General features: G+C 41.3%; 21 protein-coding genes and 1 pseudogene. 13 read left to right on the top strand and 9 right to left on the bottom strand.

Annotated features, from left to right (window positions below; genetic code table 11):
• Positions 1-19 precede the first annotated feature (19 nt).
• The 3 genes from GJB62_RS07985 (at position 20) to GJB62_RS07975 (ending at position 5345) form a co-directional block, all read left to right on the top strand.
• A complete protein-coding gene (locus tag GJB62_RS07985; RefSeq protein ID WP_114082569.1) occupies positions 20-1195 on the top strand; it encodes a DNA cytosine methyltransferase in 1176 nt (391 codons plus the stop codon).
• 47 nt (positions 1196-1242) lie between these two features.
• Positions 1243-2190, top strand: coding sequence for a PmeII family type II restriction endonuclease (locus GJB62_RS07980; RefSeq protein WP_209271487.1), 948 nt, complete (start codon positions 1243-1245; stop codon positions 2188-2190).
• 269 nt (positions 2191-2459) lie between these two features.
• On the top strand, positions 2460-5345 hold the full coding sequence (locus GJB62_RS07975) for an NHLP bacteriocin export ABC transporter permease/ATPase subunit (protein ID WP_114082571.1): 2886 nt from the start codon (positions 2460-2462) through the stop codon (positions 5343-5345).
• A 444-nt stretch (positions 5346-5789) separates the two neighbouring features.
• On the opposite strand, the gene GJB62_RS07970 is transcribed toward GJB62_RS07975, so the two are convergent.
• On the bottom strand, positions 5790-8006 hold the full coding sequence (locus tag GJB62_RS07970) for a PAS domain S-box protein (protein ID WP_114082572.1): 2217 nt from the start codon (positions 8004-8006) through the stop codon (positions 5790-5792).
• A complete protein-coding gene (locus GJB62_RS07965; protein ID WP_114082573.1) occupies positions 7999-8283 on the bottom strand; it encodes a HAMP domain-containing histidine kinase in 285 nt (94 codons plus the stop codon). The genes GJB62_RS07970 and GJB62_RS07965 overlap by 8 nt, the downstream gene beginning before the upstream one ends.
• Positions 8284-8405: 122 nt before the next feature.
• On the opposite strand from GJB62_RS07965, the pseudogene GJB62_RS07960 reads away from it, so the two are divergent.
• The 4 genes and pseudogenes from GJB62_RS07960 to ctpC all read left to right on the top strand — a co-directional run.
• Positions 8406-8549 (top strand): annotated as a pseudogene (locus GJB62_RS07960) (glutathione S-transferase family protein); the annotation flags it as partial.
• Between the two features lie 7 nt (positions 8550-8556).
• Positions 8557-8727: a hypothetical protein gene (locus GJB62_RS07955; protein WP_159402477.1), complete on the top strand. Its 171-nt coding sequence runs from the start codon at positions 8557-8559 to the stop codon at positions 8725-8727.
• Between the two features lie 168 nt (positions 8728-8895).
• Positions 8896-10122 carry a (E)-4-hydroxy-3-methylbut-2-enyl-diphosphate synthase gene (gene ispG, locus GJB62_RS07950; protein ID WP_114082574.1) on the top strand — a complete coding sequence of 409 codons (1227 nt, stop codon included), beginning with the start codon at positions 8896-8898 and terminating at the stop codon, positions 10120-10122.
• Between the two features lie 344 nt (positions 10123-10466).
• A complete protein-coding gene (gene ctpC / locus GJB62_RS07945) occupies positions 10467-11750 on the top strand; it encodes a carboxyl-terminal processing protease CtpC (protein ID WP_114082576.1) in 1284 nt (427 codons plus the stop codon).
• 78 nt (positions 11751-11828) lie between these two features.
• On the opposite strand, the gene GJB62_RS07940 is transcribed toward ctpC, so the two are convergent.
• A complete protein-coding gene (locus GJB62_RS07940; protein ID WP_114082577.1) occupies positions 11829-12023 on the bottom strand; it encodes a transposase family protein in 195 nt (64 codons plus the stop codon).
• Positions 12024-12281: 258 nt separating this feature from the next.
• Between GJB62_RS07940 and GJB62_RS07935 the strand changes: the two genes are divergently transcribed.
• Positions 12282-12779 (top strand): DUF6174 domain-containing protein, encoded by a 498-nt coding sequence (locus GJB62_RS07935; RefSeq protein WP_114082578.1) that lies wholly within the window; start codon positions 12282-12284, stop codon positions 12777-12779.
• Between the two features lie 336 nt (positions 12780-13115).
• Positions 13116-13955, top strand: coding sequence for a DNA/RNA non-specific endonuclease (locus GJB62_RS07930; protein WP_114082579.1), 840 nt, complete (start codon positions 13116-13118; stop codon positions 13953-13955).
• Positions 13956-14035: 80 nt separating this feature from the next.
• Here GJB62_RS07930 and GJB62_RS07925 read toward each other — a convergent pair whose 3' ends face one another.
• The 3 genes from GJB62_RS07925 to GJB62_RS07915 form a co-directional block, all read right to left on the bottom strand.
• Positions 14036-14428 (bottom strand): nuclease A inhibitor family protein, encoded by a 393-nt coding sequence (locus GJB62_RS07925; protein ID WP_167756008.1) that lies wholly within the window; start codon positions 14426-14428, stop codon positions 14036-14038.
• A 116-nt stretch (positions 14429-14544) separates the two neighbouring features.
• A complete protein-coding gene (locus GJB62_RS07920; RefSeq protein ID WP_114082581.1) occupies positions 14545-15441 on the bottom strand; it encodes a prohibitin family protein in 897 nt (298 codons plus the stop codon).
• A 332-nt stretch (positions 15442-15773) separates the two neighbouring features.
• A complete protein-coding gene (locus GJB62_RS07915) occupies positions 15774-17822 on the bottom strand; it encodes an elongation factor G (protein ID WP_114082582.1) in 2049 nt (682 codons plus the stop codon).
• 480 nt (positions 17823-18302) lie between these two features.
• Between GJB62_RS07915 and GJB62_RS07910 the strand changes: the two genes are divergently transcribed.
• From GJB62_RS07910 to GJB62_RS07900, 3 genes are all read left to right on the top strand, one after another.
• Positions 18303-19226: a tetratricopeptide repeat protein gene (locus tag GJB62_RS07910; RefSeq protein ID WP_114082583.1), complete on the top strand. Its 924-nt coding sequence runs from the start codon at positions 18303-18305 to the stop codon at positions 19224-19226.
• Positions 19227-19313: 87 nt separating this feature from the next.
• On the top strand, positions 19314-19862 hold the full coding sequence (locus GJB62_RS07905; protein ID WP_114082584.1) for a phosphate-starvation-inducible PsiE family protein: 549 nt from the start codon (positions 19314-19316) through the stop codon (positions 19860-19862).
• A gap of 463 nt (positions 19863-20325) precedes the next feature.
• Positions 20326-20571, top strand: coding sequence for a hypothetical protein (locus GJB62_RS07900; protein WP_114082585.1), 246 nt, complete (start codon positions 20326-20328; stop codon positions 20569-20571).
• Positions 20572-20668: 97 nt separating this feature from the next.
• On the opposite strand, the gene GJB62_RS07895 is transcribed toward GJB62_RS07900, so the two are convergent.
• From GJB62_RS07895 to trpS, 3 genes are all read right to left on the bottom strand, one after another.
• Positions 20669-21481 carry an Rpn family recombination-promoting nuclease/putative transposase gene (locus GJB62_RS07895; RefSeq protein ID WP_114082586.1) on the bottom strand — a complete coding sequence of 271 codons (813 nt, stop codon included), beginning with the start codon at positions 21479-21481 and terminating at the stop codon, positions 20669-20671.
• 128 nt (positions 21482-21609) lie between these two features.
• Entirely contained in the window at positions 21610-22530 is a 921-nt protein-coding gene (locus GJB62_RS07890; RefSeq protein ID WP_114082587.1) for a methylenetetrahydrofolate reductase, read from the bottom strand.
• Between the two features lie 58 nt (positions 22531-22588).
• Positions 22589-23599, bottom strand: a complete 1011-nt coding sequence (gene trpS, locus GJB62_RS07885) for a tryptophan--tRNA ligase (RefSeq protein ID WP_012411359.1) — start codon at positions 23597-23599, stop codon at positions 22589-22591.
• Positions 23600-23902: 303 nt separating this feature from the next.
• On the opposite strand from trpS, the gene GJB62_RS07875 reads away from it, so the two are divergent.
• The gene (locus GJB62_RS07875; RefSeq protein ID WP_348537526.1) at positions 23903-24853 is read left to right on the top strand and encodes an acyl-CoA desaturase; all 951 of its coding nucleotides are present in this window, start codon (positions 23903-23905) and stop codon (positions 24851-24853) included.
• The last annotated feature ends 43 nt before the right edge of the window (positions 24854-24896 follow it).

The raw sequence follows: 24896 nt of genomic DNA, 5'->3' as shown, positions 1-24896 counted from the left end.
TTGAAAATTTGAGGAAAAGGTGATTAATAACCAATTAATATCCATTGCTCTGTTTGCAGGAGCTTTCGGTCTTGATTTGGGTATAGAAGAAGCAGGTTTTTATACTGTCAGCGTAGTTGAAATAGATGCTGATGCAACAAAAACTATTATTCTGAACCGCCCCCACCTTAGAGAAAGTGCTGTACCAAGGGATATTAGGCAGATTTCAGCACAAACATTGCTAGAAGAGGGAGGACGTGTTTTAAAACTTGGTAGACCTCTTTTACCTGGTGAAGTAGACCTAGTAACAGGAGGACCGCCCTGTCAGCCATTCAGCACTGCGGGTAAGCGTGGTTCTGTTATAGATCCACAAGGAAGTTTATTTATGGATTTCATTCGCATTGTGAAAGAAATTCAACCTCGTTTTTTTTTAATGGAGAACGTCAAAGGATTACTTTCATCTCCGATTCGGCATAGGCCTCATAATCAAAGAGGTGTTGGATACTCTTCTTTAGAACCAGATGAAATTGAGGGTGCAGCCCTTAAGGTTGTATTAGCCCAAATGAAAGCAATCGGTTATGAAGTTGCTCCTCCTATGCTAGTGCAAGCTGCTGATTATGGTGTACCGCAAACCAGAGCGAGAGTAATATTTATTGGGTCAAAAAATGGTGAAGTTTTAACTTTTCCTAAACCAACTCATGATAAAAATGGCTTAAAAGGACTTCAGAAATGGCGAACTCTTAGAGATGCTCTGTCTAATTTATCCGATCCACATCCAGAATACACCCCTTATTCAAAACAACGTCTAAAATATCTTGTTTTATTGAAAGAAGGTCAAAACTGGAGACATTTACCAGATGAATTAAAGCCTGAAGCAATGGGAGGCGCTTACAAATCTGGGGGTGGCAAAGTTGGATTTTATAGAAGATTGTCTTGGGATAAACCCTCTCCTACGGTGACAACAAGCCCACATCAAAAAGCTACAGATATGTGTCATCCTGTTGAATTACGACCTCTAAGTGTACGAGAATATGCAAGAATTCAAACTTTTCCTGATACTTGGGTATTTTATGGTTCTCTATCGTCTAGATATAGACAAATAGGTAATTCTGTACCGGTTAAACTGTCTCACGCAATAGGACAATATTTATCTAAAATAATCAAAAATGAAAAACCAGAATCAACAAATGTTTTTGAACAGCTTTCACTTTTTTAGTTGAAATTTTTAAAGATTTATTTTATTTAGATTTAGGATAAAAGAAAGTGTCCGAACAGTTTCATGAAATGTTAGCATACGCTCTAAAAAATGAGGTAGGTTTTACACTCAACAAAGCACGTTCTCTTGCCTCATATTTTGCAGATATAAAAGATTTCTTAGAATTTCAAGAAGAAAATATCAAAAACCTCAAGAGTATATCTGGTAAAAGCGTTTTAAAGTTAACAGACGAAGAAATTACTAATTTGTCTATATATAGGGAATCAGGCTCTTTATCAGCAGAACTTACAGTTGCCGAAAATTATTTAGCCATTATTAGTAGGGTATTCACCCAAAAACAACTAAATATGGTTAGAAACCTATCTTTAAAGAACTTAAATCCTAACCCATTTTTAATTAGAGCGCTTAATTTAGATACTCCAGATGCAGTTGTTAGATTAAATGTTTATATGGCGGCTACTCGCTCAATCGTTACATCTATGGGATTTTTTATAGAAGACCTGTTACTTACTAGTTCTGATACTGTTGAAAAAGCTCCTAATAAATCAGGATGGGATTTGGTTAAAACTACGAGTGATGGTGAAAAATTTTGGCTGCAAATAAAAAGCGGCCCAAACAATATGGATAAAGACCAAGTAGTTTACTGGGCTGAAAAAATTCAAGAAAAAGTTAAAGAAGGAGATAAAGCGTATATAGGATTTACTTATGGTAAAAGAACAAGCAAAACAGTAACGATTGGTCTATTAAAACAAATACTGCCTGATTGGGAAATGCAAACTTTGATTGGTAAAGAACTGTGGAATTTCTTGAGCGAAGACTCTGATTACAGTTCTAAATTATTTGAGGTTTTGCGTAAATCAGCGCATCAGATACTGCATCAAAATTCACTTTCCGAAGAGATAGATAGTTGTGCAAATAGAGTAACTGATGAATTTATACAAGACTTTGGAGATGGTCATCAGGGTGTATCGAATTACATTAATAGTATTTTTTAATGCTAAACTTTACGTAGTAACGTGCAGTGCTTTTGTATAAAGTTGTACTTACAAAGCTAATTATTAATTATAGAACGCTATGTACTAGATAAAAATACTGTTATAGCAAAAGACTTCTAGCCCAATACGGTTCAGTTAAGGCTAAAACTCTGTTACCAAAGTCATTTTTTTAACGAACCGCCAAGGCGCAGAGAACGCAGAGAGAAGAAAGAGATGCTTAACTGAACTGTATTGACTTCTAGCCCATCAAATATTTCATTAATTGAGTAATGAGTAGCCCGCAGGTGAATCCTTCTTCTAAACTGTACTCCTTTCAAGCAAACGAATCATTACTGTTGAATAACTCAGAAACTGTCTGGATAGTGGAGTCTGGAACATTAGCAGTGTTTGCGACTAGAGTTAAAAACAATTTACTAAAGGAGCAGCGCCGCTATCTGTTTCATGTCAACGCTGGAGAAGCATTGTTTAGTGCAGCTTTGTTACCAAAAGAAAGCAAGTGGAGTTTTATCGCGATCGCAATTGAACCTACTCAATTATGCCAGATGTCAATGGTTGATTTGGTTCAGGGAATCGGGACGGCTGACTCTCAAGCTATAGAACTTTTAGAAGGCTGGGTAAATCATTTAAGTCAGTCTCTTAGTTCCCAGCAAACAGTTTTGACAACGCCATTAAACATTGTGCAGACATCGGGACAGGATTTTTCATTATCCACTGGTGAGGCACTACATCTGTGGCAACAAACACTTGTGTGGGTGAAGTTGCAGCAAGGTAATGTTAGCTGGATGGGAGTTGAGGAACTAACGTTGAATCCCACCTCGCCAGCTTTTCCCCTGACGAGTGCGATGTGGCTGGAGGCAGAAAATGCAGTTATTGGACAAGTATTAACAACCGCAGATTTCCCAAGTCAGGAAGAAATACTCAGTAGCTTGGTATGTTTACATACTTATTTTTTTCACTACTTGAGTTTGCTAGCAAACAAACAAGCAGAAGCAGAATTTCGGCAGTTTCAGCAAAGAGAGCAACTTAATCAGCAAGTAATTGAGGGCGCACTCTCTGAATTAGCAACAGTATTGCAACCACAGCAAGAAGCTTTATCTCAAGAGGGACCGCCTCTATTGGTAGCAATGGGAGCAATTGGACGGACATTAGGAATTGAGATTCGTCCAGCAGCAGATAATTTTAGTTCTATTAAAGACCCTGTAGCAGCGATCGCCCAATCATCGCAAATTCGTATCCGGCGTGTGACTTTGGCAAGTGGCTGGTGGCGGCAAGATCAAGGGCCGATGTTAGCTTATACTCAATTAGAAAAGCGCCCAGTAGCTTTGTTACCCACAGATAAGCGGGATTATACGATCTTTGATCCAGTTGCGCGAACTCGCATCCCCGTAAATGAGGCAGTGGCAAAAACACTGACAACATCTGCCTACGTTCTGTATCGACCGTTGCCCCAAGTTGCACTCAAAGCCATCGATTTACTTCGGTTTGGGGTTAAAGGTTATGAAAAAGATATCGCTAGTATTTTAGTAGTGGGGCTACTGGGGACGATATTGGGAATGGTTGCACCACAAGCAACAGCAATTTTAATCAATAATGCCATTCCAGATAGCGATCGCGCTTTACTATGGCAAATAGGATTAGTAATGTTTGCAGTTGCCTTTGGACAGTTAGCTTTTCAAATTGCCCAAAGTATTATTATCCTCCGAGTTGAAAGCGCCACTGATAGCGTATTGCAGCCAGCTATTTGGGATCGTCTGCTGAGATTAAGTCCGAGGTTTTTTCGTCAGTATACTGCCGGAGACTTAGTTAACCGCGTTATGGCGGTGAGGGAAATTCATCAAAAACTGAGCGGTGCTACCCAAAAAACGTTGTTGAGTGGGGTTTTTGCCTTACTCAATTTAGTGTTGATGTTTATTTACAGCTGGCAATTAGCGCTGGTGGGAGTGGGTTTAGCAATCTTTGCTGCCGTGGTTACGACAGTTGCAAGTTTCCGCTTGGTAAAGAAATCCCGCGAACAGCAAGAACTCAATGGCGCGATTCAGGGACTCACTGTCCAACTAATCAACGGTGTTGCCAAACTGCGAGTAGCAATGGCAGAAGAACGGGCATTTGCGGCTTGGGCAAAAAAGTATAGCCAGCAAATCCGGCTAAAAGCGAATTGGCAACAGATTAAAGATGGTATGTCTGTATTCAATGAAGCACTACCCTTAGTCAGTTCTATATTGCTTTTCGGATTGGCGATGCTGTTGATCCAGCCACGCCTCACACTTGGTATATTTGTTGCTTTTAACTATGCCTTGACAATTTTCATCAAAGGGATAATTGACCTGAGCAATACTGTATCTGAGATTTGGGGGATTGTACCAATATGGGAACGGGCAAAACCGATTTGGCGATCGCAGCCTGAAGATGGCTCAACCAAAGTTAACCCTGGTCAATTAAGTGGTCGTATTGCCCTAGAAAGCGTGAGTTTTCGCTACTCGGAACATGGCAACTTAATTCTCAACAATGTTAGTTTCCATGCTGAACCAGGAGAGTTTGTGGCGATTATTGGCCCTTCTGGAAGTGGTAAATCAACGATATTCCGGTTGTTACTGGGATTTGAGACTCCATTAACAGGCAGTGTCTACTATGATGGCCAAGACTTAGCAGATTTGGAACTTCAGGCTGTACGCAGGCAGTTGGGAGTAGTATTGCAAAATGGCAAATTTGGGACTGGCTCAATTTTTGATAATATCACCGCCGGAGCCTTGGTTTCTCTAGAAGAAGCTTGGGAAGCTGCACAGATGGCAGGCTTCGCTGATGATATCAAGCAAATGCCGATGGGAATGCACACTATAATCGCTGAAGGTGGTACTAATCTTTCTGGGGGACAACGGCAAAGATTATTGATTGCGCGATCGCTAGTTGCAAAGCCCAAAATTATTTTAATGGATGAGGCAACCAGCGCTCTGGATAATCGCACCCAGGCAATTGTGACTGAAAGTTTAGCTAAATTAAATGCTACCAGAGTGGTGATTGCCCATCGCCTCAGTACAATTCGTCATGCAGACCGCATTTATGTTCTTGATGCAGGTAATGTAGTGCAGACGGGTAATTTCTCAGAATTGATTGCAGAAGAAGGGTTATTTGCCCGACTTGTAGTCCGGCAGTCATAACACCTTTTATTCTTATAACCATTTTCAATCCGGTGAGGTACAAGTATGCAAATAGACCTAACCCCCTTCCCGAAGGGGGAAAATTCAGAAGTAAGTGGGCGTAAATTGTCGTTGGGATAAGGCAATAGGTAACAGGCAATAGGCAATCAATACTTGTCGAGTTTTGGGGAAAAGGCAAAGAGAAAAGGGGTAAAGAAAAACCTTTACCCCAATAGTTCAGTTAAGCATTTCTTCCTTCTCTCTGTGTTCTCTGCGCCTCTGTGGTTCGTTAAAAAAAGGTTAACTTTGCTTTTTTCTGATCGCTCAAATAGGTTATTCAGCAATAGCGATCGCATTTTTATTAATTCACTCTGAATTAAAAACTAGATTGATTAATATAAAACTCATATCTGATTGTTGAAAAAATTCCGTATAGCTCAAAGAGGCTTCTTGACTATTGCCTATCTAATGCCGAATTGGAATTTTAATCACAAACTCTGTTCCTTGACCTGGTTTTGAGTAACACTCCAATTTGCCACCATGTTTTTCGGTAATAATTTGATAACTAATAGACATTCCCATACCTGTTCCCTTACCCACAGGCTTGGTGGTAAAAAATGGATTAAAAACCTGCTTTTCAACTCCTTCTGGCATCCCTAAACCATTGTCGGCAATCGCGATTTTGACCCAATGAGAATCTATTAACGTGCTATGAATGGTAATTGTGGGTGGAGAAACTTCATTGTCTGTTTTTTGTTCTAAGGCATCAATAGCATTTGCAAAAATATTCATAAACACCTGATTCAGTTGTCCGGCGTAGCATTCTACTAAAGGTAAGCTGCCGTAGTTTTTGATGACATTAATTTCGGGAAATTCTGGTTTTTCTTTGAGGCGATGTTGCAAAATCATTAAGGTACTGTCTATGCCTTCGTGAATATCTACAGCTTTAAACTCGGCTTCATCCATGCGCGAGAAAGTACGCAGTGACAGGACAATCTGACGGATGCGTTGAGTTCCCACTTTCATTGAATTCAAGATTTTTGGTAAATCTTGCTGAATGTATTCCAGATCAATTTCTTGGCATAAAGTCAGCAGTGGGTTGAGTCGCTCTGCTAATGCGTAGCTTGCTTCACCAGAGTAGCAATTACCGTTCTGAAATTCTGGCGGGTTAATGATTTGATATGAGTTAATTAACCTTAATAAATCTTGAGTATGTTCTTCAAGATGGCTGAGATTACCGTGGATAAAATTGACAGGGTTATTGATTTCATGGGCGACTCCGGCCACGAGTTGACCCAGACTAGACATTTTTTCTGCCTGAATCATTTGTGCTTGGGTACGTTGGAGTTCTTGAAGAGTTTGGGCTAAATCTTCTGCGTGTTGTCTAAGCCGGGCTTCGATTTGTTGGCGATCGCGGATATCACGGGCAATAGTTGAGAAGAATTCTATTTCGCCTTGTTCATTTTTGTGGGCAATTATCACTTGGGAAACTGGAAACTCTTCACCATTGCGACAGCGAAATATAGATTCTCCAGACCAAATCCCTTCTCGAACTACAATAGGTATTATTTCATTCTGGAATTTTTCTAATATTGATAGTCCTGTAACTTCGCTAATATGAAATTTGTTGGTTTCTGAGGCTGGAATTTCTAAAATCTTCTGCCCTGCTTTGTTTAGATAGCAATTATTTCCATCTACATCAGCCATACCGACGATATCAGTTGTGGCTTCTAAAATAGTTAGCAGTCTTCTTTGCTCTTGTTCAGCAAGTTTACGTTCGCTAATATCTCGCACTACCGAAAGTGCATGGGGTTTGCCATTGTAGTTAAAGAGTTTGCCTGTAACTTCTATATCAAAATAAGTGCCATCTTTGCGAATATCTACAGCCTGAGTGTGAAATTCACCTCCCATCTTGATTGTGTTGATGAATTCCGCAAATTGCTGAAAAGAATCGGGATGGATGAAATCTGTAGGACTTAAGTGGAAAAATTCTGCTTGAGAATAGCCATGCATCTGACAAAAAGCGGGATTGGCAGCGACAATCTTACCTGTATCTAAATCAACAACACTGATGCCATCATTCACAGTCTCAAAAATGCTGCGATACTGATCTTCTTGTTGACTTAAGGTTGCCTCAGCTGCTTTGCGTAAACGAAGCTCGTTGTAGACATTACTAATATCCCTAGCTACACAAACAACAGTGTCCTCGTTCATTGGCGCAATACTCGCCTCAAACCAAACTTCTTGATCACCAATGGGCAAGCTATATTCGATTTTGAAAGTTTTCTTGGTTTCTAGTGCTTGTTGAATGCAGTTGAGAAAAGAGTCTGCAAAAGCAGAAGGTAAAACCTCGTGCATGGTTTTACCTATTAGTTCCACAGGGGGTTGGTATAGTAAAGGCGCACTGCTAGGAGCAATTTTGAGGTAACGTCCTTCGGCATCAAGCATGAGAATCACATCTGGTATGGCGTTAAATAATGCTAGTAATTCTGCTTGAGAAGCCTTGAAGGTTAGTTCTGCTTGGCAATTACTTTCTAATAGTTGTTTTGATTCTCTAAGTTTCTGTTCTAATTGGGCGATTTCTGCACTGAATTCTGTGGTGGATTTTGCCAGTTGTTGCTGTAACTGAGCATTTTGCTGACGAAGAAAAAGTATTTCTTGCTCGAATTCTGTGTTATGCATTACTTGTTTCTCCTGCTGACTGTTGAACTGGAATTAATATCTCAAATTCCGTACCTTGCCCTGGAGAAGAGTCGCATTGGATCGAACCACTATTTTTTTCCACTATAATTTTTCGAGCGATCGCTAAAAACTCTTGTAAATACCCGACATATCGCCTCCGATCCAAACCAAAATCATCTTTGAGGGAAAAGTCAGTTTCTCGATACTCTCGATAAACTAGGGTTCTCGAACCATTGGAGATTTCTTCAGTTACGTGGTATCCAGGAATACTAACCATCTACTAAATCTTGAAGGCTTTCATATTTAGTCTTCCCAAATGGCTAACGCCAGTTCTATCTCAGGTAGTAATCATTATTTGGGCAGGGTGCAGGAGGCGAAACTCTTTCTGATGCGTGGCCATTCAAAGCAACGTGCAATCTAGACTATACTAAACGCGGCTATTACATGAGTATGACCGAGATTAATCCAAATCGAATTGTACCCAAGGGGCCAATCATCGATTTTGACGAACTGCACGATCGCGATCGCTTCGGTAAGCCGTAGTTGCGATATGCCAAAGGCATTAAGCTTACAAAGGTCAAAATCAGTTATCTTGATAAAGTATCAAACGTATTGGTACATCGCTACACAACTATCACAACAGCGAAAATATACCAGACAAATAATTACTGCCATTGTTAGTAGTACTTATAACTCAGTAAAAGAGCGATCGCGTCGTTAAACCTCACTAACACTGCTCAGTTAGAAAAGTTTTTAATTCTTTGCCTGACTCAATTCTCCAATTTTTTCTACATAATCCTCCAAAAGAGCCACTAGCTGTGGCAATCTGGGAAACAGAGATTTATCAAATCTGATATTTTTAGCTACTGCAAATTTACCCGATCAGGTTATGCAAACTCTGCCCATAGTAGATACTTCAAATACTGCATCAAGTCAACCTGTCTTTGATACAACTATCAAGCGGCGTAAAACCCGTCCCGTAAAGGTAGGAAATGTCACCATTGGCGGTGGCTACCCCGTTGTAGTGCAGTCAATGATTAACGAAGACACCCTTGATATTGATGGTTCCGTAGCTGGTATTCGTCGTCTGCACGAAATTGGCTGCGAAATTGTCCGTGTTACAGTGCCGAGTATGGCTCATGCTAAAGCTTTAGCAGAAATTAAACAAAAATTAATAAAAACTTACCAAGACGTGCCCATTGTGGCTGATGTCCATCATAATGGGCTAAAAATCGCCCTGGAAGTCTCCAAGCACATAGAAAAAGTGCGGATTAATCCGGGGTTGTATGTCTTTGAAAAGCCCAACGTCAATCGAACCGAGTATACTCAATCCGAATTTGACGAAATTGGCGATAAAATCCGCGAAACTCTAGAACCTTTAGTAGTTTCTTTGCGAGATCAAGGTAAATCAATGCGAATTGGGGTAAATCACGGTTCCCTCGCCGAGAGGATGCTATTTACCTACGGTGACACTCCAGAAGGAATGGTGGAATCTGCCATAGAATTCATTCGCATCTGTGAATCCTTGGATTTCCGCAACTTGGTAATTTCCATGAAAGCTTCACGAGTACCTGTGATGCTAGCCGCCTATCGCCTGATCGCCAAGCGCATGGATGAACTGGGTATGGATTATCCGCTACATTTAGGCGTTACCGAAGCTGGTGATGGCGAATATGGGCGAATTAAATCTACGGCCGGTATTGCTACCCTACTTGCTGATGGCATTGGCGATACAATTCGCGTCTCACTCACAGAAGCACCAGAAAAAGAGATTCCCGTCTGTTACAGCATTCTCCAAGCTTTGGGATTGCGAAAAACGATGGTGGAATACGTCGCTTGTCCTTCTTGTGGGCGTACTTTGTTTAATCTAGAAGAAGTGTTACACAAAGTCCGGGAAGCCACTAAACACCTGACTGGGTTAGACATAGCAGTTATGGGTTGTATTGTCAATGGTCCCGGCGAAATGGCAGATGCCGACTATGGTTATGTTGGCAAAACACCTGGTTACATTTCCTTATATCGTGGTCGAGAAGAAATTAAAAAAGTCCCAGAAGACAAAGGTGTAGAGGAATTAATTAACCTCATTAAGGCAGATGAACGCTGGGTAGAACCTTAAGGGGAGAGGGAGCAGGGGGCAGGGGGCAGGGGGACAAGGGGACAAGGGGACAAGGGGGAATTATTGAACAAGTCTCTCCGTCTCCCCCTCTTCCTTGTATCCTTTGTCTCTTCTTCATGCCCAATGCCCAATGCCCAATGCCCCATTCCCCATTCCCCATTCCCCATTCCCCATTCCCAATCCCCAATCCCCAATCTTAAAACTTTTGTATTGATAACGACCAAGGTCGCCGGATTGTCAAGTATTTTGTTTAAATTAAGAATACATACTCGATCTGTACAGTGGAAGCCTGTGTTAGATTGAGCATACTGACTATATATTTTCCCTCTGACGCAGCTGTCATTATGGTGATTACAAAAAGTAGGCTTGTTTTGGGTGCTACGGCGGTGACACTCTCCACGATCGCAGTTACTAGTCTTGGCATTCACTCGCGAGGTCAGGCTTTATTTAAAGCAAGTCCCAAAGAAATAGTAGATGAAGTTTGGCAAATTGTTCAGCGCCAATATGTAGATGGTACTTTCAATCAGGTAGATTGGCAGGCTGTTCGTAAGGAGTATTTAAGCAAGTCCTACAGTAATCCCCAGGATGCTTATAAGTCTATTCGGGAAATGCTGAAAAAGCTGGAAGATCCATACACCCGGTTTATGGACCCAGCAGAATTCAAAAATATGCAAGTGGACACTTCTGGAGAATTGATCGGGATTGGGATCACTATCAGTCAAGATGAAAAAACTAAGCAACTGGTTGTAATTGCGCCAATCGAAGATACACCAGCATTTAAAGCTGGTGTTTTGGCAAAAGATGTCATCCTCAAAATCGACAACAAAAGCACCAAGGGGATGGATACTAATCAAGCAGTATCCCTAATTCGAGGTGAAGCCGGAACGCAAGTTAGCCTAACGATTCAGCGCGACGGTCAGGTAAAACAATTAGACATCAAACGGGCGCGGATTGAAATTCATCCAGTTAAATATTCCCAAAAACAAACTCCAGCAGGTAATCTTGGCTACATTCGCCTGAACCAGTTCAGCGCTAATGCTGGTAAAGAAATGCAAACAGCTATCAAGGATTTAGAAAGCAAAAAGGTAGCTGGATATATTCTGGATTTACGTGGTAATCCTGGTGGCTTACTGTTCTCCAGTGTAGACATTGCCCGGATGTGGATAAATAAAGGTAAGATTGTCTCCACCGTTGAACGCCAAGGAGAGGCAGAAAAAGAAGAGGCAAACGGACGCGCCTTAACGGATAAACCTTTGGTGGTGCTGGTAGATAAAGGTTCAGCCAGTGCGAGTGAAATCCTTTCAGGGGCTTTGAAGGACAACAAGCGTGCTACTTTGGTTGGTACTCAAACCTTTGGTAAGGGACTCGTGCAATCGGTACGTCCCTTAGAAGATGGCTCAGGATTGGCGGTAACAATTGCTCATTACTATACCCCTAATGGTACGGATATTAATCACAAAGGTATTAATCCAGATGTGAAGGTAGAGTTGACCAAAGAGCAGATGCAGGAATTATGGCTCCATGAACGCGATAAACTCGCTACCCTACAAGACCCACAATTCGCTAAAGCAGTAGAAGTGATAGGTAAAAAGATTGCTGCTAAGGGCACAGCCACAGCAGAAAAATGAAGAGTTAAGAATAAAGTTAGGAGTTAGGAGTGAGTAGTAAGGATTTAGGAATAAAAACCATCATTTCTAACTCCTAACTTAAACTGGTTGGCACTTTCCAGCCCTAATAAGTCCAACACGCCGAGCGATCGCTTCTCCTTGCGAACTAAAAGGCCCCCACTGTTCTATAGTTTCTTTAATCTCTAAATTATCGTCGCAAATTTTGTCGCTGGGGACGATTTCGCAATTACCAGCAGAATGCTTGACAATATACCAAGTTTGTGATTCATTCATCCTTGAAACAAAAAATCTGTTTTTTACAGTAAAGATTTTACAGCATAGAGAAAAGATTTTCGTACATCTGCGATCGCACCGATTTCCATAAAACTAAGTTACAAGCGATAAATGCGATTGTAAGCGATCGCTGTGGGAAGAATAAATTTGTTATTTGATCTTGGCTAAGTATAGATAGATTTTAATCAAAAGATAAAGTCTATTTAAACAAGTACATGAATTAATGTATATAGCACTTTTGAAATTAAATGAATTGATATGCGTTTACCTATAATTATCAGTGCCGGATTATTGCTATCTTTCGGTCTTAACCTACCAGTAATGTCAAAATCTCCCATAGAGATAGCACAATCGTCAACGAAAAATAATAATTTGGATGTAAGACGATTAAAATTTAATCGCTATTTGTGGAATCAGCAAAATATTTCCAACTATCGCTATACATTTAGTAATGGATGCTTTTGTATACCAGACGCTAGGGGGCCAGTAGTCATTGAAGTCCGTAATGGTCAAACAACTTCTATCACTTCTGTAGCTACAGGTCAAGCAGTTAATCCAGAATTCTTTCAAAACTACAAAACAATTCCTAAGCTGTTTAATGTGATTCAAGATGCTATCAACCGTCAAGCCTACAGCCTGAATGTGAGTTACAGCCCTAAATTCGGGTATCCAACCAAAATTGAGATAGATTACAACAGTCAGATAGCTGATGAAGAAATATATCTCACAATTGAGAATTTTCAGGAAATTAAATAGCCGCCAGTGAACCATAAAATTAGAGATTAAGGCGATCGAGTGCGTGGCTTTCCATCGCAGGCATCGCCCTAATTTATGGTGTGAATAAAATTTTCTTTAAGAAAAAAGATTGGCATTGCTAATTAGATGTATAAATCTTGGTGTAGAGATGCAAAATTTTAAGCCATCACTCATCACGAAAGCCAGTTTTTTAATTGTTAACTCTTACGAATAAAGATTTCTAGCTATTGTGTCACTACATATTTATCATTAAAAAATATTTTTTTTGTATCACTGAATACTTGATATTGAAACGAAGAACTTGGACACTGTTTTGGTAATCAAAAGCACAAAAACGTGAAAAAAATCAAGATTTTCAAGTTTCTACTGCCATTTGTGACGGTGGTTCTATTCATAATTGGGTTAGCACAGATTGTACCAGCCCAGTCATCAGTAAGTGTTCACCTAACTCTTGGCAACCCTAGCAACGCTGGAACTTCTAGCCAAAATAACTACTTGTTGGTAAAACCACAATATGTAATTGGTTACAACTGCGGAATAGGTAGACCAAATTGGGTGTCTTGGCAGTTAAATAATAGTTGGTTAGGTAGCACACCAAGACAAGATACTTTTCGGGCTGATACAACACTTCCTTCAGGGTGTTATCAAGTTCAATCTACCGATTTTAGCGGAAGTGGGTTTGATCGCGGTCACATGACACCTAGCGCTGACAGGACTAGTAGTGTTACTAATAATTCTGCCACCTTTTTGATGAGCAATATGATTGCTCAAGCCCCAGATAACAATCAGGGAATTTGGGCAAACTTAGAGGATTATGCCAGAACTTTAGTAGGACAGGGTAAAGAACTCTACATCATATCTGGTGGATATGGGATGGGTGGTACTGGTTCTAACGGAACGTTCTATACAATAGCTAATGGACGGGTTCAAGTCCCTAACAGAACCTGGAAAATTCTTGTTGTATTGAATACTCCTGGTTCAGGTCTTGCAGGCGTGACAACCAGCACGAGAGTTATTGCTGTCAATATTCCCAACGCCCAAGGCGTGCGAACAGCGAATTGGAGAAACTATCGGGTTAGTGTTGACTCATTAGAATCCCTAACTGGATACAATTTTCTCTCACAAGTTTCAACATCTATTCAGTCTGTAATAGAAGCGCGAGTTGACAATTTATAAGTTGGAATAATTTTAAAAACGAGAAAGCCTAGCCATCTGTGCAGCTAGGCTTTTATTTAAAGAATTTTCCAACCTGTATACTAGGTTTCAACCAGTTTTGTTACTACTCCAGCTAAGTCACCGTCTTGAGTTTGTCCGATGATATAAGCGTCAATATTTATTTGTCCAACACGATAAACGCTGATGTCACTAAGATTATCTTTAAGTGTCTGCATAAGTGTTTGAAATCTTTTAACATCTTTTTTCTGTAATTCATTGTGCCACTCTTGCTCAAATGCACAATTACGCAAGAAATAGTCCAACTCTACTACTTCGACTGGCAGGTTTTGAGAACCTGTTAGCTGTAATATTTTCTCTTGTGTTGCAGGTGCAGCACCTTCCCATTGAACAACCTCAAAAGGGTAATCTGACTCGCTCATCATTAACAAGCCAGTACTAGCTTTCTTGAGTTTTTCGACAATATCGCCGCTCATAGTCATCAGTTTCTAGCAACGCTCATACTGTATCATTCAGCCAGCAGCAAGGTGGGAAGCCGAAAGAGAGATATGTAGGAGGAAGCAACGCCGCAGCGATCGCTAATCAGAAAATTTTAGGGTCTTGAAGTTCCTGTTTCTGGCTGGATCAAAATAGGCGCTCCACCTTTTTCAGAACCAATAATTACAATTTTAGAATTATTTGATTGAGCTAGCTTTTCTGTGGCTTCAATCGCTCGTAATTGTAGCACTTGGTTGGTAAGTCCAACGGAGATAATTTTTTGATAATCAGCTATGCCTTGAGCTTCAATACGCTTTCGTTCTGCCTCTTGACGCTCTTTCTCTAAAACAAATTTCATTTGCTGGTTTTCTTGCTCTGTCTTGAGTTTGTTTTGAATTGCAACTTGTAGAATATCAGGCATTTTGACGTTTCGTAAAAGAGCTTCCTCAACGATGAAACCCAAAGTGGGTATCTCTTGGGTGAGTTGTTGGTCAATTTTTTGGGCGATTTCTTGACGTTTGGTAGAGTAAATAGCACTGGCTGGGTAGTTTGACGTGATAGCACGAACGGTAGAGCGGAATCTGGAAATTACCAGTTGTGTTTCATCAGTTCCAATGGTTTTATATACTGTGGCTGCTTTCTGGGGATCGAGCTTGTACTGAAGACTGACATCAAGATTTAGACTCAAACCTTCTTGGGTTGTTACATCTATGTTTTCCTTGAGATCCTTAATGCGAGTGGAAAAATTCAACACTTTGTTAAAGGGGTTCAAGAAGTGGACACCAGGATTAAGAGTGCTTTCGGAAACCTCACCAAATAAGTTGACGACACCAATATTGCCTGGTGGGACAATCACCAAAAGCCTAGAAATAGAATTTAGTATTGCAATACTGCTAATCAATATCGTAATTGTGCGTATTGCTAAACGTGACTTTTCGCCAGAGATCCTACCTGTATTGAGATAAACGAGGATTCCAATCAGGCTAGTTAGAAGAGAGATTATAAAACCCATGAGTTTTTCTGTGTAGTTAAGACGGATAGACTTAATCACATAATTCCCAGATGCTTTTATAAAACTTTCCCTCAAGAGCAGCAAGCTATAATTTTGCTTTGCCCGGTTTATTGTGGGCGGAACTCTTTTGTCATCACACCTCATAACGTTCAAAGTGTATTAAATATTCATAGGATTTACACACGGGTAACGGAAAACGAACCACAGAGGGCGCAGAGTTCACGGAGGAATGAGAGTTTTAGAGGGTTTTTGCGTAAGTCCTAATTCACTAAAAAATAGCCCTGCACTCAAAGGTGCAGGGCGTTGATTTTAAATTAATCTAAAATCCAAAATTACTTGCCGTTGCCGTTACCACTATTGCCATTGCTGTGAATGACGCGTTCGGCGAGTTTTTCCGGCACTTCCTGGAGATGGTCATATTCCCAGTGGAAGGAACCAACGCCGAGAGTGAGCGATCGCAGTTCTACAATAAAGTTTTGCATCTCTGCTTGTGGCAAGTATGCCGAGACATTATCCCAGCCTTGCCAATCATTTCTACCTTCATAGCCTAAAATTTGCCCCCGTCTACCACTCAACAGTTGCAGCACCTTGGAGGTAAATTCGCTCGGTGTAGTCACTTCTACCCGCAGAATTGGTTCTAACAGCGTAGGTTCTGCTTGGGGTATCCCCGTTTGCATTGCTAATCGCGCAGCTTGCTTAAAGGCTTGTTCGGAACTATCAACGTTGTGATACGAACCATTAGTCAGAGTTACTGCCAAATCGACTATTGGGAAGCCCAAAGGCCCATGTGTGAGAAATTCCCGCACGCCCATTTCCACACCAGGAATGTACTGTTTGGGAACCACGCCGCCGACAATGGTTTCATTAAAGTTGAAGCCTGTACCGCGTGGTAGGGGCTTGATATCGAGAAAAACATCACCAAACTGTCCATGACCACCGCTTTGGTGCTTGTAGCGTCCATGAACTGAAGCCACCGTTTTGCGAATGGTTTCTTTGTAAGGCACTTGCGGTAAATGGGTTGTCATCGGCAAGTTATATTTGCGGCGTAGTCTGTCTAAAGTAACTTGTAAATGAATCTCGCCTTGACCCCACAAGATTACTTCGTGAGTATCGCCGTGTTGTTCCCAAGCAAGTGAACAGTCTTCTTCTAATAACTTGGTAATGGCACTGCTGAGTTTCACTTCATCGTTACGCTTTTCTGGTGTAATGGCGAGGGCATACACAGGTTCCAACTGTGTAGCTTTGGGTAATTCTATTGCAGACTGTTGTTCTATAGAGATTGTATCGCCTGTCTTGATTCCTTCTAAACGGCTCAATGCAACAATTTCACCAGCATTAGCTTGGTTAACAAACTGCTGTTGTTGTCCCATGAGGCGGTAAATTCCACCAGTACGAATGCCATTGAGGACAATGCCATCAGTTAATTTGCCCCGCCAAACACGCACGAGAGAGAGTTTGCCACCTTGGGGAGTGTAGTAAGTTTTTAATACCTGCGCTAGAGGTGTATCACCTTTTAAGTTTTTTAAACGACGTTCTGCTGTGGCTTCTGGTTCAGGTGCTTCCCGTAACAAGGCTTCTAATAAAGGTCTAACACCATAATCTTGTTCTGCCACACCAAAGAAAACGGGGACTACTAAATCTGCCCCTAATTCCATTTTTAAATCTTTAAGGATTTCCTCTTGGGGTGGTTCGATATCTTCTAAAAGTTCTTCAAGTAAATGGTCGTCAAAATTTGCTAAAGCTTCGAGCATTTCTGCCCGTGCTTCATGTTCTTCTTCTTTTAAACTTTCGGGGAAGGGGATGGGGTCAGCAGGTGCGCCTGGATGATATTTATATGCCTGTTCGCTCACCATATCGATAAAGCCGGTGAGTTGTTCCCCGTTCATGATGGGATATTGATGTGCTACCAGGGGACGGCTAGATACTGCTTTGAGGGCGTGTAACGTTTCTAAAACGTGAATATTTGCCCGATCCATTTTGTTGACGAAGACGAGGTGGGGAATTTCCCAATCGTCCAGGAATTTAAATAGAGGGGCGAGGGTGAGGACTCGTTCGCGGATGGGTTCGCAAACTACAATTGCCGCATCCACTCCGATTAAAGCATTGTACGTTTCTTGGGCAAATTCTACGCTTCCCGGACAGTCAATAAAAGTGAAGCAAATGCCGTTATACTCAGTGCTAGCGGCGCTGACTTCTACACTCATGTGGCGATCGCGCGACTCGGCAGCACTATCTCCCACTGTATTGCTGTCTTTAATGCTGCCTTTGCGAGAAATTGCCCCTGTGACAAATAACAAGCTTTCTAGTAAAGTGGTTTTTCCACTTAAATAAGGCCCGACAATTGCAACATTCCGCGAACCCGATTTTACTTTTTCGTTCATAAAATCCTCCTTGCGGTAAGTCTTTTATAACCGCATGATTCCGTATATATCAAGGGTTGAAGAAGAATCCAGCTATTCTGAATGAGCTAAACGCCCCGCTAGCGCTAACAGGATTCGGAATCAAGACAGTAGCGAGTCCGCGAGCGTCTTAAACCGATTTATTCATCCACCAGCGATGCACTGAGTTTCGGCTACGCTCAACTACCGCAGGTCGTTGTGTCGTACAGAATTCATTCTGAATTCTGGCTCCTGACTCCTGAATTCTATTTGATCAAAAAATGGTTCTCTGGAGTCAAAATTACCCCTTCTTTAATTTGTTATTATCCTTCTTTTAATCGAAAGTTAAAAAAATTGTAGCCTGTCGTAAGATTTAGCTTAATAAAAGTTAATCTTAGTAAAGATTAATAGCGAATCTAAAATTTTTATAAATAACTTTTTATGAAGTAAATTTAACTGAAAGTGTTGCGAATCAGAAAATCAATGAGATTATCATTTTCTAAATATCCCATAGCAGGGTTAGTCAGTTTGACTTTGTTGGTTGTTAGCATTCCCTCGCCTTCTCTTTCTCTCTCTGGGTCTGTCCCTTCAAAGCTGGCACAATCTAATGGGAAAACAGCCATAGACTGGCTAAATCAAGGTTTACAGGCAATTCAGGCGGGCAAAGTAAAAGATGCGATCGCAGCCTTTAAACAAGCAGCCAAGTTAGATCCAACATTAGCACCAGCGTACTATAATTTAGGGCTAGCATACCGACAAACAGGACAATTACAACCCTCTGCGGACGCATTTTATCGAGCGACGCAAGCCGATCCTAAGTTTGCTCCAGCTTTTGCTAATTTAGGTGGTGCGTTGTTAGAAGGCAATAATTTACAGTTAGCTAACGATTATTTGCAACGAGCGTTAGAACTCGATCCAAAATTAGGATTTGCCCACTATAATTTTGGGTTAGTAAGAGAGCAGCAAGGAGATTGTGAGAAAGCGATCGCATCTTTTAAAAAAGCCATAGAATATAGCAAAAATGCACCGGAGCCTCCTTACCATATAGGGATGTGTTATCTTCAACAAGGCAAGCTCGATCAAGCAAGAGATGCTTTTAATCAGGCAGTAAAAATTAATCCGAAATATCCAGAAGCTTACTACAATCTCGGTTCGATTTGGTTTCAGCAAAACAAGTTACAAGAAGCATTAGAAGCTTTTAGAAAATCAGCCGAAGCTAACTCTAACTATCCCAATGCTTATTATGGTGCAGGGTTAGTTTTTATGCAGTTACAGCAATATGGAGATGCAGTGCAAGTATTGCAATTTGCTAGAGATTTATATAATTCTCAGAAGAATCCTCAGTGGGCGAAAAATGCCGAGCAATTGTTGCAACAAGCACAAAATTTAAATTACAAACCTCGCTGAGGCGCAAACGCTTAATATTGCATAACATAAAACTATTGGGCTGACTCGCTGGTGTTGTCTGAACTTGTCCCGATTGGAAAAATGTACATGCAAAAGCGCCAGAAAAGTCGATTTTTATTTAGCGATCGCTGGCTTGATCGGCACTCAATTGTTCGCAACATGGAAGCCTTTCAAGACTTGATTGTGATTGTCTTGTGTTTAGGTTTATTTGCCGTCATGCTGATCCAATTGTGGGGAATAGCTATCGCCCTCATGCAGCCACTAGACTATAAACACGTGACTGCAAAAATACTATTTGTGTTAATTTTAGTCGAGTTATTTCGGCTATTAATGGTCTACTTGCAAGAACATAGTATCTCTGTGGGAGTAGCGGTTGAGGTAACAATTGTATCTCTACTAAGAGAAATAGTAGTTCATGGAGCGCTGGAAATTTCTTGGGTTAATACGCTTGCAATTTGTGGTTTGTTATTTGTTCTGGGTGGACTACTCGTAGTCTGTGCTAAAACTCCACACATGGATTGTATGAGCGCTAACACTAAGTTTTGTCCGGTTGTGTATAGAGGAGGTAGGGAACGGCAAAATGATTTGGAATTCCAGTATTCACGTCAATGTGATGAAAATAAACCGCTTGGCTAAATTCTAATGAAAATAGGGAGTGGGGAGATGAGGTAGAATTTTCTCCCTTGTCTGTCCTATCTCCTGATTTATATGTTGACTAATAAAATATCCTCTTAGATGTGTAGAGCCAGTAAAACTCTAACTTGCTGCTTACGACTTGCTTATTTCTGAGTTTCAAATCTAATTCTTTAGCAGTATGGCAATTCTATTTGATTGGTGAGAATTGGAACCCGCAGATCCCCGACTTATTTAATAAGTCAGGGATCTTATTTTTTGCGTACCAGTAAAGGAAAAACGAGATTGAATAAGGCTGAGGTAATTGGAAAGCGATGTCTACGACGGGCTACGCCTACGCACTGAATACTATAACCTACACTCGCAAGGTACTTCCGACGTATTGAAATATACTCTTTTTGGAAGATGAATCGCTCTTTAAGGGTGAGTATAAAGTTAATTAGAAATTCTAAAAGAGGATCAAGCAATGGCTACAAATACAGGTAACGGACAGTCTCAAACAGCGATTAGCGACTTGGAGTATGATTTTGTCACCGTTTTGCACAACAAAGCTGAAGCCGTTAAAGCCTACGATGCCTACATCAAAGATGCAGAGCAAGTAGGTTCTCAGCCTTGTGTAGAGTTGTTCCAAAAATTGCGCCAATCTGATATTGAACACGCACAAGAGATTCGCCAACATCTACAACAAGTGCTGCAACACGGTAAGATGTAACCCAGTTTTTTAACTGATATCTTGCACACTTTGCTTAAGAAATATATAGCACGGTGTTTCCAGAGATAAAGCGCAATACTCAGACAATCGCCCACTATCAGCCAGACTGATTCTGGGCTACTTGCTGTACTTGCGCCACCGTTAAATCGAGAGCCACCGCCACTTGTTCCACACTCAACCCCAATGCCAATAACCGGGGAATAGCTTCTAACTTAGCTTCCTGTTTACCTTCCTGTCTACCTTCCTCCAAGCCATCTTGCTTGATAGATTGATACATCCTTGTTTTTTTGAATTCGTCGTCTATACCCAACATTTCTGCTAACTCCTCTCGGCTTAACCGGGTAAATTTGTACAACAGGATAGTCTCTATCAATTCTACAATTTGCTTCCTGGTTGCTTCATCCGCTAGCTGTTGCCTTGCTTGTAAAATCAATTCTCTACCTTTGTCAACGGCTGTCTCTTCTCTTTCGATGATTAATTTAACGATCGCAACTTGAAGTGAGTTCTCCGCCGTATCTAATTCATCTAGATAAATGCGTTGCACTTGTGAACTGTTTAGCAGCGATTGATACGGTAGTTGATCGCTTGGATCTAAACTTCGTTGTGGATAGATGACGACAGCACGCCAAAAATTGACTGATTCGTTTTGACGCAAGTAAAGAAAGATTTCTGCAAAGAAGCGTCTATAAAAAGTCGGGTCTAATTGAAACTGGACTTCAACAAAGTAGAGTGGTTGATTTGTGGTTTCAGTTGTGGGCATGAATACCCCATCAATCCTAAAAGCCGTTTCTTTTAGTTCGACTGAAACAAATTGATATGCGTTGACGTTGACAGTATTATCGCCAATTATTGCAAAAAATATGCTGGGGAAAGATTGAAATAAGCTATAAAATATTTTGTCAGTTTGCACTTGGATTTAGTCAAGCGGAAATTGGATATTCAAAGTTTATCAAAAATCGTGTATGCACGTCTGATTACGCATCAAAAAAAGCAGATAGTCACAATCATCTGCTTTAATAAAAAAATCCATTATCTCATTTACTTAGATACCAACTGATTAACTGGAGAAATCCCAGCCAAATCCAAAATTGGTGCGATCGCATCTTCCCGCTTTACTGCCATCAGATGGACACCTTGACACAATTGCCGTGCTATCTGCACTTGTTCGGCGGCAATTTTTATCCCTTCCTCAAAAGGCTCTTTGGCTTTTGCCAATCTATCAATAATATGTTGGGGAATATTGACACCTGGAACACATCTATTAATAAACTGGGCATTTTTTGCCGATTTCAACAGAAAAATTCCTGCCAAAATCGGTTTTTTATAGCCAGAGGCAATGGTATCCATAAACTTTTCTAGGCGCTCAAAATCGGTAATCAACTGACTTTGAAAAAATTGCGCTCCGGCTTCGATTTTGCGTTCAAATCGACTTTGTAAACCCGACCAACTTTTACATTGCGGATCTACTGCTGCACCAACAAATAAATCTAGCGCTCCATCAGTCAAAGGTTTTTCGTTGTAATCAACCCCTTGATTCATCTTTCGAATTAGTTGCAGCAGTCGCACCGCTTCTAAGTCAAACACTGCTTTAGCATCTGGATGATCGCCTGCTTTTACTGGGTCGCCAGTCAAAGCTAAAATATTACGAATACCTAAAGCATGAGCGCCCATTAAATCAGCTTGTAAAGCAATGCGGTTGCGATCGCGGCAAGCAACTTGACAGATCGGCTCTATACCATTTTGTGACAAAATCACCGACGCGAGTAACGAAGACATCCGTAACACGGCGCGGCTACCATCAGTAACATTGACAGCATGAACCCTTCCCTTAAGAGTCGCCGCCATTTGAATCATGTGCGCTGGATTTCCCCCTTTCGGGGGTGCTACCTCGGCGGTAACTAGAAATTCACCTGCTTGTACAGCTCTGCGAAAGGCTGTGTGGCTATGGGTGTGATACATAAAATTAAGAATTTCAATTTCTTAAATGGTATAGCAAATCACACCTAAAAGCGAAAACTTAGAGAGGAAGCGAGTAGCCTAAAGCAGCTTTTACTTGTGATAAAGTTTGATTTGCGATCGCTCTAGCTTTTTCCCCCCCATCCCGCAATACAGACTCCAAATAGCTTTTATCTGCCGTTACCGCTTGGTATTTTTCTTGGATTGGTTTCAAGGACTCAATAATTGTGTCTGTCAACAATGGCTTGAATTGTCCCCAGCCCATATCCTGGCACTCAACTGCTACATCTTCCTTTCTCTTCCCAGAAAGCAATGTGTACAGCGTCAACAAATTATTACACTCTGGACGTGCTGGATCGTCGAAAGTCAGCCCACGAATCGGATCGGTTTTACAACGCTTAATCTTGTATTGAATCTGTTCGGGTGAATCGAGCAAACTGATTCGGCTTAACTCCGAAGGATCGGACTTCGACATTTTGCGTGTACCATCCGCTAAACTCATCACCCTTGCCCCTTCCTTACGAATCAAAGGGTCTGGTAACTTTAGAACTGGCTGATCTGGTTTACCAAATTGGTGATTTAACCGAGCTGCAATATCCCTTGTCAATTCCAAGTGTTGCTTTTGGTCTTCACCCACTGGTACTTTATCCGCTTGGTAAAGCAAAATATCAGCCGCCATCAAGACTGGGTAATCCAACAAACCTGCACTCACATTTTCTCCCTGTTTAACAGCTTTTTCCTTAAACTGGATCATGTCTTGCAGCCAGTTTAGAGGTGTAATGCAGTTGAGCAACCAGGTGAGTTCACTGTGGGCTGAAACGTGAGATTGTACAAAGATAGTGGAGTGATTTAAATCAAGACCACAAGCTAGATAGAGAGCAGCAAGAGTGTAGGTATCAGCTGCCAACTGTTTCGGGTCGTGTGGTACTGTAATCGCGTGCAAATCAGCCACAAAGAGGTAATTTTCGTATTCACTCTGACCTTCTACCCAGTTGCGAATGGCTCCTAAGTAGTTACCTAGATGGTAATTGCCCGTTGGTTGAACTCCAGAAAGAACACGTTGCTTGCCCATAAATTTCAACTAAGTTATCTCAAATCTGCGCTAATAAAGTCGCTTCTCTACGAGACGCTGCGCGAATGCGCCTACGCAAAACTCATTTAATTTTGACATTTTCCAGGTCAACTCGCTGTTACGGGATTAGAGATTTTAACTCAAATCCGATTGTGCTATAGAAACTCTTCACTGGTTTTTTGCCACTGCTTGTGTTTGAAACTGCTTTTCATATTCCAAGCGAATTGTGCCAAGATATGCGTGTAGGTACTAACGCTGACAAGGGTGGGCGTTCTGCTGTCCGCAAGCTTGACTGCGGCGAAAATGTGGTGCATTTTTATTTTGAAGCTTAAGGACATTAGAAGATTAATGAAGCAGTACTCTCATCTCACGATTATTTCTTACATACTAGGCCCTACTTTGATCGTGGTGAGTCATTTAGGATCATTACTGATTATTGTTACTGGCTTATCGTGGGGTGCTGTTTTGTGGGCCGTGTTGTTATATGTAATACGAATGCTTGCAACTACTGGCATCTATCATAGGCTACTCACCCACAATAGCTACCAGGCTCCAAGCTCAGTTCTATGCGTTGGAAGCATCGTGGCTGCTTCAGCCGGACAGATGGGGCCAAGTTGGTGGAAAGCTCACCACATGGAGCATCATCAAAGCTCAGATCATGAAAAAGATCCTCATTCTCCCTATATGCCTTTCAAGGGGATCAAAGGATTCTGGTGGTCTCAAGCTGGATGGCTATTCTCCCCACAGTTTTTTCCCTCGAAACTTCCCACTGATGTTGAGAGTAATGTGGTTTTGAAGATTGTTGATCGTTTGCACTTCATTCCCACCTTTGCTCTTGGTGCGTTCTCATACTACATTGGTGGAGTTGAATATCTCGGCGCTTTTTTCCTCAGCACGACTGTCCTCTTCCACTGTGTCGCCACCGTCAATTCACTCAGCCACATACTGGGCGAGCAACCGTTCAAAACTAATGATTACAGTCGGAACCATTGGCTCGTAGCATTTCTAACCTTGGGTGAAGGCTGGCATAATCTTCATCATGCATTCCAGGGGTCAGCTCGGCATGGCATAACTGTGCGAGAAGGCCGGGTTGCCTATCTTCCAGACCCAACATTTTGGTTCATTAAAATCCTTGAGTTCTTGAAGCTAGCGTCAAAGGTTAGAGTGCCTTCTGAACCAGAACTTATTGCTCGCGCCAGAAACCGCAACTTTCAAAACCCAGTGTTCAAGGCAAAAGCAAAGACATCCGTCTGATATTTTGATTGACAGATGGCTCAGAAAAAAAGTCTGTTCCTTG

The organism is Nostoc sp. ATCC 53789 (assembly GCF_009873495.1).
Classification (GTDB): domain Bacteria; phylum Cyanobacteriota; class Cyanobacteriia; order Cyanobacteriales; family Nostocaceae; genus Nostoc; species Nostoc muscorum_A.
The sequence above is the reverse complement of the archived record's forward strand: the minus strand, read 5'-3'. Positions and strand labels throughout refer to the sequence as shown.